The 14,326-nt window shown below is 40.9% G+C and carries 14 protein-coding genes and 2 CRISPR repeat arrays; of the genes, 11 read left to right on the top strand and 3 right to left on the bottom strand.

Annotation, left to right across the window (positions count from 1 at the left end):
- Position 1: 1 nt before the first annotated feature.
- The 11 genes from map (at position 2) to HPS53_RS09655 (ending at position 5,681) form a co-directional block, all read left to right on the top strand.
- On the top strand, positions 2-796 hold the full coding sequence (map, locus tag HPS53_RS09705) for a type I methionyl aminopeptidase (protein ID WP_172205928.1): 795 nt from the start codon (positions 2-4) through the stop codon (positions 794-796).
- A 6-nt stretch (positions 797-802) separates the two neighbouring features.
- The gene (gene infA, locus HPS53_RS09700) at positions 803-1,021 is read left to right on the top strand and encodes a translation initiation factor IF-1 (RefSeq protein WP_004341775.1); all 219 of its coding nucleotides are present in this window, start codon (positions 803-805) and stop codon (positions 1,019-1,021) included.
- A 15-nt stretch (positions 1,022-1,036) separates the two neighbouring features.
- Positions 1,037-1,153, top strand: a complete 117-nt coding sequence (gene rpmJ, locus HPS53_RS09695) for a 50S ribosomal protein L36 (RefSeq protein WP_104368396.1) — start codon at positions 1,037-1,039, stop codon at positions 1,151-1,153.
- Between the two features lie 31 nt (positions 1,154-1,184).
- Positions 1,185-1,565: a 30S ribosomal protein S13 gene (rpsM, locus tag HPS53_RS09690; RefSeq protein WP_104368397.1), complete on the top strand. Its 381-nt coding sequence runs from the start codon at positions 1,185-1,187 to the stop codon at positions 1,563-1,565.
- A gap of 24 nt (positions 1,566-1,589) precedes the next feature.
- Positions 1,590-1,979, top strand: a complete 390-nt coding sequence (gene rpsK / locus HPS53_RS09685) for a 30S ribosomal protein S11 (RefSeq protein WP_104368398.1) — start codon at positions 1,590-1,592, stop codon at positions 1,977-1,979.
- Between the two features lie 49 nt (positions 1,980-2,028).
- The gene (rpsD, locus tag HPS53_RS09680; protein WP_104368399.1) at positions 2,029-2,634 is read left to right on the top strand and encodes a 30S ribosomal protein S4; all 606 of its coding nucleotides are present in this window, start codon (positions 2,029-2,031) and stop codon (positions 2,632-2,634) included.
- A gap of 12 nt (positions 2,635-2,646) precedes the next feature.
- Positions 2,647-3,639 (top strand): DNA-directed RNA polymerase subunit alpha, encoded by a 993-nt coding sequence (locus HPS53_RS09675; protein WP_172205926.1) that lies wholly within the window; start codon positions 2,647-2,649, stop codon positions 3,637-3,639.
- 7 nt (positions 3,640-3,646) lie between these two features.
- A complete protein-coding gene (gene rplQ / locus HPS53_RS09670) occupies positions 3,647-4,144 on the top strand; it encodes a 50S ribosomal protein L17 (RefSeq protein ID WP_104368401.1) in 498 nt (165 codons plus the stop codon).
- Positions 4,145-4,443: 299 nt separating this feature from the next.
- A complete protein-coding gene (locus tag HPS53_RS09665; protein ID WP_172205924.1) occupies positions 4,444-4,923 on the top strand; it encodes a hypothetical protein in 480 nt (159 codons plus the stop codon).
- The gene (locus HPS53_RS09660; protein ID WP_172205922.1) at positions 4,920-5,222 is read left to right on the top strand and encodes a hypothetical protein; all 303 of its coding nucleotides are present in this window, start codon (positions 4,920-4,922) and stop codon (positions 5,220-5,222) included. Before HPS53_RS09665 ends, HPS53_RS09660 begins: the two co-directional genes overlap by 4 nt.
- 183 nt (positions 5,223-5,405) lie before the next feature.
- Complete coding sequence (locus tag HPS53_RS09655; protein WP_172205920.1) at positions 5,406-5,681, top strand: hypothetical protein; 276 nt, start codon at positions 5,406-5,408, stop codon at positions 5,679-5,681.
- 38 nt (positions 5,682-5,719) lie between these two features.
- A CRISPR array of direct repeats spans positions 5,720-6,380; the repeat unit is 47 nt; unit sequence GTTGTGATTTGCTTTAAAATTCGTATCTTTGCAAGATAACAAACACC.
- A gap of 30 nt (positions 6,381-6,410) precedes the next feature.
- A CRISPR array of direct repeats spans positions 6,411-8,070; the repeat unit is 47 nt; unit sequence GTTGTGATTTGCTTTAAAATTCGTATCTTTGCAAGATAACAAACACC.
- A gap of 148 nt (positions 8,071-8,218) precedes the next feature.
- Here HPS53_RS09655 and cas2 read toward each other — a convergent pair.
- Genes cas2 through cas9 form a run of 3 tightly spaced genes read right to left on the bottom strand, consistent with a single transcriptional unit; the run spans position 8,219 to position 13,694 of the window.
- The gene (gene cas2, locus HPS53_RS09650; protein ID WP_104370286.1) at positions 8,219-8,551 is read right to left on the bottom strand and encodes a CRISPR-associated endonuclease Cas2; all 333 of its coding nucleotides are present in this window, start codon (positions 8,549-8,551) and stop codon (positions 8,219-8,221) included.
- A gap of 12 nt (positions 8,552-8,563) precedes the next feature.
- Positions 8,564-9,508 (bottom strand): type II CRISPR-associated endonuclease Cas1, encoded by a 945-nt coding sequence (gene cas1 / locus HPS53_RS09645; protein WP_172205918.1) that lies wholly within the window; start codon positions 9,506-9,508, stop codon positions 8,564-8,566.
- Positions 9,509-9,521: 13 nt separating this feature from the next.
- Positions 9,522-13,694 carry a type II CRISPR RNA-guided endonuclease Cas9 gene (gene cas9, locus HPS53_RS09640; protein WP_172205916.1) on the bottom strand — a complete coding sequence of 1,391 codons (4,173 nt, stop codon included), beginning with the start codon at positions 13,692-13,694 and terminating at the stop codon, positions 9,522-9,524.
- Positions 13,695-14,326 lie beyond the last annotated feature (632 nt).

The raw sequence follows: 14,326 nt of genomic DNA, 5'->3' as shown, positions 1-14,326 counted from the left end.
GATGAGTGTATTTCTGAAGACAGAGGATGAAATTGAGTTGATGCGCCAAGCAAGCCGACTTGTGAGCAAGACGCTTGGAGAATTGGCAAAACATATAAAACCTGGAGTGACGACTCTCCAATTGGATAGGATAGCAGAAGAGTTTATAAAAGACAACCATGCTGTTCCTGTATTTAAAGGATTTCCTAATCCGTTTGGAGAGTCGTTTCCTGCCAGTATCTGTACTTCTGTAAATGATATAGTGGTTCATGGAATTCCAGATGGGAAAACAATTCTAAGAGACGGTGATATCATTTCTATCGATTGTGGAGTATTTCTTAATGGTTTCAATGGAGATTCGTGTTATACGTTTAGTGTAGGTGAAGTTTCGGAGGATATAAGGAATTTGCTCGTCGTGACAAAGAAGTCTCTTTATTTAGGTATAGAGAAAGCAGTGGCAGGAAACAATCTTGGTGATATAGGAAATGCTGTTCAGAATTATTGTGAAAGACATGGCTATGGGGTTGTTCGTGAGTTGACAGGCCATGGGATCGGACGAAAGATGCATGAAGACCCGCAAGTTTTTAATTACGGTAAGTCGGGTAGTGGTATGCTGCTGAAGTCCGGTATGTGTCTTGCAATAGAGCCGATGATAACAATGGGATTGCGTAATATATGGCTGATGCCGGATAGATGGACAATACGTACACTTGACGGTAGGCCTGCGGCTCATTTTGAGCATACGGTATCAGTGCGTAAAGGAAAGGCAGAAATTTTATCTTCGTTTGAAGGATTGGAACGTTTAGAAGTAAATTAATAAAGTATGGCAAAACAGTCTGCGATAGAACAGGATGGAACAATAGTGGAATCTCTCTCAAATGCGATGTTCCGAGTAGAACTTGAAAACGGTGTACAAATCATTGCTCATATATCAGGTAAGATGAGAATGCACTATATCAAGATTCTTCCAGGAGACAAGGTAAAGGTAGAGATGAGTCCTTATGATCTGACAAAGGGTAGAATTGTATTTAGATACAAATAAACAATAGAGAAATATATGAAGACAAGAGCATCATTGAAAAGACGTAATGCCGACTGCAAGATTGTACGTCGTAAAGGACGTCTGTTCGTTATCAACAAGAAGAACCCTAAGTACAAGATGCGTCAGGGTTAATTATTAATCATTTTTTTATTTAATCATTACAATGGCAATAAGAATTGTTGGAGTAGATTTGCCCCAAGAGAAGCGTGGCGAAATCGCATTGACTTATATCTATGGTATAGGTCGAAGTAGTTCAGCAAAGATATTGGATAAGGCCGGCGTGAGCCGCGACCTGAAGGTCAGTGAATGGACTGACGATCAGGCAGCTAAAATCCGTGAAATTATCGGCGCTGAATTCAAGGTTGAAGGAGATCTCCGTTCTGAGATCCAGTTGAATATCAAGCGACTGATGGATATTGGTTGCTATCGTGGAGTTCGTCATCGTAACGGTCTTCCCGTTCGCGGTCAGAGCACAAAGAACAATGCTCGTACACGTAAGGGTAAGAAGAAGACTGTTGCTAACAAGAAGAAAGCCACTAAATAATTAACTCATTAAGAATTTAGAATTATGGCAAAGAAAACAGTCACTTCAAAGAAAAGAAATGTAAAGGTTGACGCTATGGGACAGTTGCATGTTCATAGCTCATTCAATAACATTATAGTATCTTTGGCCAATGGAGAGGGCCAGGTTATTTCTTGGTCTTCAGCCGGTAAGATGGGATTCCGTGGTTCAAAGAAGAATACTCCTTATGCAGCTCAGATGGCAGCGGAAGATTGCGCCAAGGTTGCTTTTGACCTCGGTTTACGTAAGGTAAAGGCTTATGTTAAGGGTCCGGGTAACGGTCGTGAGTCAGCTATCCGTGCCGTTCATGGTGCAGGTATTGAGGTAACAGAGATTATAGACGTTACTCCGCTGCCGCACAACGGTTGCCGTCCTCCGAAGAGAAGAAGAGTATAATCAGGTACTTAGTTGTTGATATAACAAGTTTTAAAAGCATAAAAGAATTATGGCAAGATATATTGGACCGAAATCAAAAATCGCGCGTCGTTTTGGTGAGCCCATTTTCGGCGCAGACAAAGTTTTGTCCCGGAGAAACTTCCCTCCCGGACAGCATGGCAACAACCGTCGCAGAAAGACATCTGAGTACGGTGTCATGTTGGCAGAGAAGCAGAAAGCCAAGTATACATACGGAGTACTTGAGCGTCAGTTCCGTAACATGTTTGAGAAAGCTGCAAAGGCAGACGGTATAACCGGTGAGGTTCTTCTTCAGAATCTCGAGTGCCGTCTTGACAATGTGGTATTCCGTCTTGGAATCGCTCCTACTCGTGCGGCTGCTCGTCAGCTTGTAGGACACAAGCACATTACGGTTGACGGTAATGTAGTGAATATACCTTCATATTCGGTTAAGCCCGGTCAGGTGATAGCTGTTCGTGAGAAGTCAAAGTCTCTTGAAGTTATTGAGGCTGCATTGGCTGGTTTTAACCATAGCAAATATCCTTGGATAGAGTGGGATGATACCACCAAGAGCGGTAAGCTTCTTCACAAGCCGGAGCGTGCCGATATCCCGGAGAATATAAAGGAACAGTTAATCGTTGAGTTGTACTCTAAATAAATCATTAAATTAATGGCGATATTAGCATTTCAAAAACCTGATAAAGTCGTAATGTTAGAGGCTAGTGACAAATTCGGCAAGTTCGAGTTTCGTCCGTTAGAGCCTGGCTTCGGTGTTACAATCGGTAATTCCCTGCGCCGCATTCTTCTTTCATCACTCGAGGGTTATGCTATCAATACCATTCGCATTGCGGGGGTAGAGCATGAGTTCTCGTCAGTATCCGGTGTAAAAGAAGACGTGACTAACATTATCTTGAATCTCAAACAAGTGAGATTCAAGCAAGTAGTAGAAGAATTCGAGAATGAAAAAGTAAGTATCACAGTCGAAAATTCTACAGAGTTTAAGGCTGGTGATATAGGCAAGTATCTGACTGGATTTGAAGTGTTAAACCCTGATTTGGTGATTTGTCATTTAGACTCAAAAGCTTCAATGCAGATTGATCTTACCATTAATAAAGGTCGCGGATATGTCCCCGCTGATGAGAATCGCGAGTTCTGTACCGATGTTAATGTAATTCCAATCGATTCTATTTATACTCCGATCCGTAACGTAAAATATGCTGTTGAGCCATATCGTGTTGAGCAGAAGACCGACTATGACAAGCTCATATTGGAAGTTACCACGGATGGTTCCATTCACCCGAAAGACGCACTTAAAGAGGCTGCGAAAATTCTCATCTACCACTTCATGCTGTTCTCTGACGAGAAGATAACTCTCGAAAATGCAGATGTAGACGGCAACCAAGAGTTTGATGAGGAAGTATTGCACATGCGCCAGTTGCTCAAAACACGTCTTGTAGACATGAACCTCAGTGTTCGTGCCCTCAATTGCCTTAAGGCTGCTGATGTGGATACTCTTGGGGATCTGGTTCAGTACAACAAGACAGACCTCCTTAAGTTCCGTAACTTCGGTAAGAAATCGCTCACCGAGCTTGATGATTTGCTCGAGAGTCTGAATCTGTCGTTTGGAACCGACATTTCTAAATACAAATTAGATAAAGAATAACAAAAAAATGAGACACAATAAGAAATTCAACCATTTAGGTCGTACTGCATCTCATCGTGAGGCGATGCTCGCAAACATGGCCATCTCGCTGATAATGCACAAAAGAATCACTACGACCGTAGCCAAGGCAAAGGCCTTGAAGAAGTTCGTTGAGCCGCTGATAACACGCTCAAAGGACGACTCTACAAACTCACGCCGTGTGGTATTCCGTTATCTTCAGAACAAGTTCGCTCTAAAAGAACTCTTTGGAGAGGTTGCCGCAAAGGTTGGTGACCGTCCCGGTGGATACACACGTATCATCAAGCTCGGAACACGTCAGGGTGACGCAGCACAGATTTGCTTCATAGAGCTTGTAGACTTCGACGAGAATATGGCTAAGACCACAACAAAGAAGAAGGCAACACGCCGTTCTCGCAAGGCAACAAAGGCAGAGGCTGAAACTCCCGTTGCAGAGGAGACAGTAACAGAGGCTCCTGCAGCGGAAGAAGCTCCCAAGGCTGAATAAGCTGTGTGAATAAACAGACTTTATATTTAAGGGCAGATGAATTTAATTCGTCTGCCCTTTTGTTTTACACTTGTTCATCATTAAGTTTATATTTGCATTATATAGGTTGTGATTTGCTTTAAAATTCGTATCTTTGCAAGATAACAAACACCAAAAGTACTCTCTGCCATCAATATGAAAGCGTTGTGATTTGCTTTAAAATTCGTATCTTTGCAAGATAACAAACACCTCACAACCAAAGAGGAACTTTTAGAGAAGTTCAAAGGACAGAGTAATAACAACAATTAAAACATACGATTATGGGAATTTTTATAAGTAAAACGATGAGGGTTTTAGGCTATATAGCCTTTTGTATTGGACTTATTGCATTATTTGCAGGTTTTGGAAATCATGAACCGGGAGCAATAGTGGGAGGCATATCTTCTATGTTAAGCTCGGTGCTTATTATTGGGCTATCCTATATCTTTGAAGCTGCTGCATTATACATTTACAAGAACAAGGATATAAAAACTGAAATAAAAAATAGTAGAAAGGAAAATATGCAAGAAGAAGAGAATATAATTGATAATAGTGGCTTTGAGGGAGAATACGCCCGACAATTTGATGATGGCGAAATTGTTATTTATACTCCCGAAAATATTAAGGTAAAAATCGAAAGTTATGACGGTTATAACGTCTATAAATGTTCTTCAATAGATAATCCACAAAGAGTTCAAACATGGCATTTTAAGGCTTATGTACTTAAACGTGTTAGTGAAATTAATAAAAATAAATCATGATTTATGGTATTAGTATTAATCGTGGTTGGCATCCTAAATATAATCTCTTGTTCTTCAAGATTTGGGGCATGACAAACAACGTAAGGGAAATGCGTGATTACTTCCTGCGTGAAGAGGATGCGAAGAGTAACGCAGAAAAGGACAATTATTTTTTCAACATTGGCGAGAAAGTTGTTTATAATGGTAGAATATATGAAGTGGTAGAAACTCTCTCACAAGGGATGTGCAAATGTAAGGATATAAAAACGGGACGCTTGTACTCTTTACAAGGTGGTGATTTTAAACCAATAAATGAATAATAAATTATGCGGAGATTTGCCACTAATATAGGTGAAAAATGCTATTTTTGCAACAAGAAAAAGCGAAACGAGCTCTGTGAAAATGTAAATAGAAACGGTTATAAAAGCCTATAAACGTACTATCTCAAAGAGCAGATACATATTAGAAACGTAGCGCAAGGAAACAACAATAATTATAAATATATGTGTAGAATAAAAAACGAAACATGTAAATATGATTTCCTTACAGAAAATCAAGCTAAGATAAGCGAAAGAGGTTCTGTATCCCTTATCGCACAAGATCAGATAAAAGAAAACATTACGGTTGTCATATCAATTAAAAAAGAAGATGGCAAAGAAGGTGTGACTCGTATCGAGCGCATAGATGATAGAAAGGTAAAAGTCATAATTGCGAATCCAAACCCATTAACAATAGTTGCCCCTAATGAGCCTATGGAGATAGGGAATTATACAAGATAACAAACACCATGACAACTTGTTTTCACATCGATGGCAGAGTTGTGATTTGCTTTAAAATTCGTATCTTTGCAAGATAACAAACACCATGACAACTTGTTTTCACATCGATGGCAGAGTTGTGATTTGCTTTAAAATTCGTATCTTTGCAAGATAACAAACACCAAGGTCGGTGAAATTCTTCCAGTTATGTGTGTTGTGATTTGCTTTAAAATTCGTATCTTTGCAAGATAACAAACACCATATTATCGTCATTGCTGTGTGAGAAAAGCGTTGTGATTTGCTTTAAAATTCGTATCTTTGCAAGATAACAAACACCACTGATGATGATACTACCGTTACGGTGTCGGTTGTGATTTGCTTTAAAATTCGTATCTTTGCAAGATAACAAACACCCGTTTCTGTCGAAAGGAACGGGAGGTGGTAGTTGTGATTTGCTTTAAAATTCGTATCTTTGCAAGATAACAAACACCTTCTCATCGTAATTAACATACCATGTGAAGTTGTGATTTGCTTTAAAATTCGTATCTTTGCAAGATAACAAACACCATGTCTTCCTTCGGCATGTACGGGAAGCGGTTGTGATTTGCTTTAAAATTCGTATCTTTGCAAGATAACAAACACCAATCCTGTTCGTTAAATACAGGAAGAGTACGTTGTGATTTGCTTTAAAATTCGTATCTTTGCAAGATAACAAACACCTGAAACTAACGCCGCTAATAAGTCTATAGCGTTGTGATTTGCTTTAAAATTCGTATCTTTGCAAGATAACAAACACCGGTGAAGATGAATTACCTGCGTTACCCGCAGTTGTGATTTGCTTTAAAATTCGTATCTTTGCAAGATAACAAACACCCAGAGGGGGTTATATTAGCTTTAGAGATGTCGTTGTGATTTGCTTTAAAATTCGTATCTTTGCAAGATAACAAACACCTCAAATTCAGCTAGCTTACGGGCTACTCGCGTTGTGATTTGCTTTAAAATTCGTATCTTTGCAAGATAACAAACACCCCGCGGAATATATTGTTGTCGTAAAAATTGGTTGTGATTTGCTTTAAAATTCGTATCTTTGCAAGATAACAAACACCTTGACACGTCAACGTTCAAAGTGGGGTCAGTTGTGATTTGCTTTAAAATTCGTATCTTTGCAAGATAACAAACACCTTGAACATGGATGGCTTATTGGTCTAATGTGTTGTGATTTGCTTTAAAATTCGTATCTTTGCAAGATAACAAACACCAACAGAACGCACGCGGCCTTTGCCAAGAAAGTTGTGATTTGCTTTAAAATTCGTATCTTTGCAAGATAACAAACACCGTAGGCTCTCCACTAGGAGTATCTGTCTGCGTTGTGATTTGCTTTAAAATTCGTATCTTTGCAAGATAACAAACACCCTTTCCTTAACGGGATAGAAGCTGAAGTTAGTTGTGATTTGCTTTAAAATTCGTATCTTTGCAAGATAACAAACACCAAGTCCAAAAGTACGAGCATTAGAGGACTGTTGTGATTTGCTTTAAAATTCGTATCTTTGCAAGATAACAAACACCGACGACCACGGCCTCTAAACCTGCGTCTCCGTTGTGATTTGCTTTAAAATTCGTATCTTTGCAAGATAACAAACACCCCGCGGAATATATTATTATCGTAAAAGTTAGTTGTGATTTGCTTTAAAATTCGTATCTTTGCAAGATAACAAACACCTAGCTTTTATTGTACTCGTATTTGCAAGGAGTTGTGATTTGCTTTAAAATTCGTATCTTTGCAAGATAACAAACACCTTGGATACATCGCCTGTGCGACGGCCGCTAAGTTGTGATTTGCTTTAAAATTCGTATCTTTGCAAGATAACAAACACCAAGAGGGGGTTAGATTAGCTTTCGAAATATGTTGTGATTTGCTTTAAAATTCGTATCTTTGCAAGATAACAAACACCAAAATGTTGATACCGTACAAGTGAAACAAGTTGTGATTTGCTTTAAAATTCGTATCTTTGCAAGATAACAAACACCCTCCAATTACACGAGTCCCGCCGGTTTGTGTTGTGATTTGCTTTAAAATTCGTATCTTTGCAAGATAACAAACACCATTGCCCGACATAGCCTCAAAATTCCCTCGTTGTGATTTGCTTTAAAATTCGTATCTTTGCAAGATAACAAACACCCACCAATGAACTCTGAACGCTGCAGGCGAGTTGTGATTTGCTTTAAAATTCGTATCTTTGCAAGATAACAAACACCTCGCCAAGATGTGCAAACTCAGGGAAGTAAGTTGTGATTTGCTTTAAAATTCGTATCTTTGCAAGATAACAAACACCTAATCCCATAAACGCGACTTAACACTTTGAGTTGTGATTTGCTTTAAAATTCGTATCTTTGCAAGATAACAAACACCACAATATGTATAATTATCTGTAACACAGTAATATATGGAGTTTGTTAGGATTGAGAAAAAGGGTGTGATTACATAAACGGGATTTCACTTAATAGTGAAATCCCGTTTATATATCAATAATATGGGGATATAAGCCGTAATTATATCCTTAAAAAAGCTCTAGTTGTTGTCCCGGTGCTGATGTCGTGATGGGCTTGTGTCCGTAAAAAACTTTAATATTGCCAAATTGTTTGTCTGTGATACACATAATCGCGACCTGGCCATATTGGGGAAGAAATGCTTTGACACGTTTTATATGTACTTCTGCATTTTCCATGCTTGCGCAGTGGCGTACATATATTGACATTTGAAACATTGTAAAGCCATCACGTTGCAGATTCTTGCGAAAAAGCGCATATTCTTTTTTGTCTTTCTTTGTCTCGGTAGGCAAATCAAAAAATACGAGTACCCACATAATGCGATATTCACTGAATCGGTTCATAATCAGTTTCTATTATCTCTCGGGATATGATATACGGCGTATCTCTCCGCAGAAACATTTATAGAGCGATGCCGTGGTTTGGCTGACTGCCACCATCAGAGGACTGCGCTTGTTGCCAATGATAACTTCCGTTGTGGGTATAGATAGTAATCTGGCTTTGGTCTCTCTTGTCAGTTCAGGTATATGACCGTCTGCTTCTGCAATCAACGTGAATACAAGCTCGTCTATATACGGCCTGTATGGTTCCATGATGTCGTCTGCCAGACAATAGGCATTATATCTGTTATGGTGGTGGATGCCGAAGGTTGGTAGCATACCGCTCGATACCAGTGCACGGGCCACTACGGCACGCAAAATGGCGTAGCCGTAGTTCAGCAGGTTGTTTGGTGGCAAGCCGTCACGGCTGCGTGTAAAATCGCCGGTTACCGGGAACTCGGCGAATATTGTCTTCCAATAATACGCTGCCGCCCGTCCTTCGAGATTATCCGTATCTCCGCTTTTCACGTCTTCTTCCCACCGTCGCATGTTCTTTACTTCTTTTCCCGTACATGCAGCAAGTACGGTCGCCTGATTTCTTATTTTGGCTTTTATCGTCTGCTGCCACAATTGCTTTTTCAATGGTAGTGATGCGTCAGTCTGGTACTGAAACCGCTCACTCTGCACAGTGTTTCCACAGAGTGGTAACATCAAGCCGACCGGCATGCTGCGGTTGTCGCAGGTGATTACGGCACAGTTGTTTTCCAATAACGCTTCAAGCAACCCTTGGGTGATTGTAATCTGGCGGTTGTCAAGTACCATTACTCCTATATCTTCTATCGGCTTTGTCACTTCGTTTTGCCTTTTCATTCGTTCCGGTATGGTATCGTTGCGTTCTATTTCCGGTATCTTGATAACCATTTGTCCTTGTCGGAGAGACAGATAAGCCGGATTACCGAAATACAGTGTTTTCTTTATCATGGCATACTGTTTTTTAGTATTCTCCCACCGATACGATTTGTCCGATATGATTAATGCGGACTTTGACAATATTCTTTAATTTATCAAGAGAGCTTATTCGCTTCCAAGTTATTTCTTGAAGTTCTTTTTTATCGTCAACCGTTGTTTCCAGATGATGTCTGAAAAAATAATCTCTGCTTGTGCCCTTAGATAATTTCTGCACCCTAAACAGGTTTTTGCTAATCTCATTATAATTCTTAGGATCCAGCAAATCAATTTCTTTTGGATTAAATCCTGTCTTCTCATTAGGGAATACAAAATATTCATTTTGTTTCATCGTAAATAAGAGTTGCCGGCCGTCGTTTTTATTCTTGTCGATTATCGGTAACCCTTGATTTGCAAGTATGGTTGCCTTGTAAAAAGAAACAATTTCATCCTGCAAGTTCCCGTCTGCATCCCGATAAATTGCCACATGATGATTATTGCCTGTACAGACAAAGTCTGCAGGCTGTTTATTGCCGTTCTTATCCAATATAGGCATGCCGTTATGGTCATGTTTGTCGTGTAGTGCCACGACGTTGCTTACACCGGTTATTGTCACACGTTTTATGGAAATTCCTTTTTCTTCATTGAGCCAGATTGGATTTTCTTCAAGATTGGTAAATGCTTTTTTGGGGTCATTGCCGTATTGTTTCAGACGTGTTTCCAATATCTTGCGTATATGGGCATCTACCACTTTATCGATTTTCAAGTCTGGCGACACTTCTTTTCGTATGGTATATACATTTTCGAATTTCACTGTCTTGACCTTTTCTGGCACGGTTAATGTGTGCGTCTCGTCTATGAACAATGGATGCTTTTGCAGACTGTTGCTTCCTGTGAAAGCTTTTTTGGCGTTGCTCCCATATTGTTTCAACCTTTCGCTTAGTGCCATACGGTATCGCTTGTCGGCCACTGTGGAGATTTTCTGTTCGTCAAACGCCCCGTTTACTTTCTCCTCTTTTACTGTGTATTGCTTGATACAGCCATATATGGTCTCGTTATGCAGCTGTCCGCGTGGAGTAAGTTGTATTCTACTCTTTTTCCCGCCTTTGACTTTATAGGTATTTACATTTCTTGTCACCACTTTATTCTTTGTCTTTATCGACACAAGTATTTCACTGAGATGACGCATGGCTTCGGTCCTGAAAACATCAAGAGGCATTGGCGGTAAGAATTTTAGTTTGCCATTGTCACGGTAAAGTTCTTTCTTTTCTATTGCATAGATGCTGCCGGCCTTGTCACTTCTGGCATTCATGTTGTTTAAGAACTGGATATGGCTGTACTTGGTGAAGGCAATGGTAAGAGCGTCCATTGCGTGGTGACGGTGGTCGTTGCGTTTCGTCCAGTCTTTGATGTGGCGTATCCTGCGTCCGTCTTTGTTGTAAATAGTTTCAGTCAGACCGAGGCTGTCGTACTTGTCCCAGTTAAGTTCCTTCATCACATCCACAAGTTGCCAGTCTTCGCGTAACCGTGATGTAATACTGCCTGTTGTCGGGACAACTACTTTTACCATGTTCTCCAATATCTCGCGTGCCTTTCGGGCTATGTATTGCGAGTCGCGTAAATCGCGGTCAACGAATCCTGACGGTATGTCGGCCTCACGCATCATGAGTTTGTCTCGCTTGGTCTTGCTGATTATTTTTTTGTTGAACAAATCTTCCACTCTCGCTTCGTAGTCTTTGACTTGCTTGGCATCGTATTTGTTGCATACGAAGTCGTAGGCCGTAGCGTTACTTTTCTCTATATTTATGCTGCGCACCTCGATTGTTTTGTTTGAGAAAGAGTCGTCAAAAAGTCTCGCTTGCGGAATGATATGCTCTATGTCAAACTCCTTGCTGAAAAGTTTTTCCTGGGGAATATACGTGTTTGAGTATAAAGTTTTGAACCCATTGTCTTTCAGTTCTATATACAACTTATATCTGATAATGTCATTCCGGCTGACGTTTGCTATTCCAAATTCCTTTTGCAGTGTCTCACGGTAACGCGCGTGTTCGGCTGTGACATTACTGATGGCTTTGGTGGTCTCCTCGCGTTCCTTGGCACTGGATTTCAGCTCGCGTGCCATTTCTATGTGTATTTCGTCCGGTTTACCGTATTTATCTGCCACAGAGTTTACGACATTAATCATTTGGTTTAGGATTTTCTCTACCACCGGATTGCGCAAACTGTTACGTGGAAGAAGCGTCAGCTTGTCGCAAAGCACTTTGTTGTCAATCTCTTCTTTGGTCAGTGAGTTTTTTGAATGGCGGTAACCTGCATATTTGCAAGCATCGCTGTATTTTAGTCCGTCACGCATGTGCGGCAAAATCTTGCGTATTGCCTTGGCGCTAAGGCTCCCATAGTCAGGCATGAAGCTGATTCCTGCGATTATTGCGGCATATTCACGGTCGAATCCGTATGACCCGGAGATTTTGTCGACGAGCCTGTCAGTTCCCGATTTGGAGTCGTCGCCGGTGAAAGAATAGAGGATATGCCACAGTCTGTATGATGGCTGGCGTTCCAATTCCTTCCCGTTTAGTGAGGAGTCAAAGTGTAGGATGTCCGTATTGAAGCCCAGTCCGTTGAAAACCGATTCTACAATGCCATATACCTCATCGGCTTTCATTTTGGAAAAGTCATGGCTTCCGTGTCCGCTCATGTCAATGATGGTCTGATAGGCGTTGAACAGTGCGGCCTGCGTGCGGTTACCTTCCACTTCACTATAGTTAAGGTCCAGCTCCTTATGGTTTTTGAATAATAGTTTCAAGACTTCCGCTTTCGACATTTTCTCCTTGATGCTCAGTTCATGAAAGAGCCTTTCCTTTTCTTCCTGTTCAAGGAATCGCCGGCCCTTCTCGGTATGTATGGAATAACCGGACAGGTCTGTTGCCGATTTTGTCATAACCTTTCCTGATACTTGCAGATTGTTTAGTATCTGCCATATCTTGAACTCCTGAAACAGCGGCGATGACTTTGGGCATACATGCAGGCCTATTGTCATTGATTTCTTCTTTCCGTCGGATTCTGTTTCGACCTGTTTGTTCTCAAACTCACAGAAACTGACTTTATCCTTTTGCGACTTTAACGGACGTTGGTAGAAGATAATCACATCGCGTATCTCATTCTTCAAGTCTGTCGTCAGTTCACTGTGGCTTTGTGCCTGTATCTCCCATAATGTTTCAAACTCATCCAGATAGTCTTGCCGGTAGAAGACCTTGTTTTTAAGGCTGTAATTCGGATTTTTATCGAGTCTCTCCATCAAGTACTGGCCCACGGTCTGCTTTTTGAAGTACAGTTCTTTGCTCCTGTCACTTATCTCACCGAGATAACCGCTTGAACCGCTTATCTGCCCGTTTATTTTTTGCAGGACCACAGCCAGTGTTTCAAGATCGACCTGTTCGTTGAGGCTTTTACTTCTCCATTCATAGTTCTCGCGTTTCTGGGCATCTCCTTTTGTAGTGCGTTTCTGTCCTACTATGCCAAACGGTTTGGAGCATATAGCCCATGTCTGCTTTTCGTTTTTGTTTTTCAGTTCCTGCCGCAATGGGTCGGTGAGGATTTCCGGGTAGAAAACCTTTTGACGTTCCCATATTCGGTTGAACTCATCAATCAGATCTGAACGGTAGAAGTCCGGAGTATAGCGTTTGCCGCTATCTATGTGTCTTAGCATGAATTGTCCGGGAGTGAGGCCCTCTTCATAGAGAAGCTTTGCCATATCCATGCTGTCTATTATCTTTCCGTTTTCATCGGCGCTTATCTTTCTACTGCTTTTATATCCGCGTTTCTTGTTTATCATTAGCAGTACCCTGGCAAACTGTTCCAGTGATATCGGTTCTGTGGCGGCACTGGCTCTCAGCCTGTAAGTCTCAAAGGTGGATCTGTTGCCTTGTTCGGCCAGTATGGTGTTTTCTGTGATGAGTCCATTCTCTTTCAATATCGTTATCAGGTGCTCGCGGCGTTGTTTGTATCGTTGCAGGTTGCGTCGCATACAGCGTTTCAGTGTCCTGTCGGCGTTTGTGGTGATAGGTTTGCCCTTTTCAAAATTGTTTTGTTCGTCGACAGTCAGCGGATTTACCCTTACTCCGAGTTTGATAATGGAAGACTGTTCACCATCATGCTCTTTTTCGTTCACCAGTGCCCATCCTATGCTGTTTGTTCCCAGGTCGAGTCCTAAAATCTTTTTCATAATCGGTAGTTTATTATTATAAGGTAATTATGTTCTTAATTATGTTGTTTTCGCAAATATACGGTAAAATAATAAGAAAATATTATGTGTGTCGTATTTTTTTTGTATATTTGCAATGAATTTTAAGCAAATCACAATAAGGATTATTCCGTTGTGAAAACATTAGGTTCGCCCATCGACCTTGACGGTGGGCTTTTTGTTTTTCTAATGCCGGCTTGTATGTATTCGGCTTAACGGAATACATATTGTGACATGTTATCAAAAAAACGGTGACCGTGCTATGATTGTTCCGTAGGTGCTAAGCAGTGCTAAGGCGTGAAATATTATGACAAAACGCCTCTTATATTTCGATTATTTTAAAATTAAGATCTTGTGGCCGCAAATACGCGGGTTATGGGCGTTTTCGCTAACTTGTTGACAGACAGTATAATATACGGATTTGTGAAAAGTCGGGATTTTTTTTGTCTGCAACGGGCGGCTTATTGGGCTGCGTTTAGCGTCCCGTTGCATTGCGACGGGTATTCCGTTGGAAGGTGATATGCGGCCAAACGGCTTCCAACGAGTGCCTTATTGCGGAGTGAAATGTCAAAAATGATTTACAGACAGGTGCGCGACGTTATATTAAGGCTATT

Origin of the sequence: Prevotella sp. PTAC, from assembly GCF_013166535.1 — a bacterium.
Lineage (GTDB): Bacteria > Bacteroidota > Bacteroidia > Bacteroidales > Bacteroidaceae > Prevotella.
The sequence above is the reverse complement of the archived record's forward strand: the minus strand, read 5'-3'. Positions and strand labels throughout refer to the sequence as shown.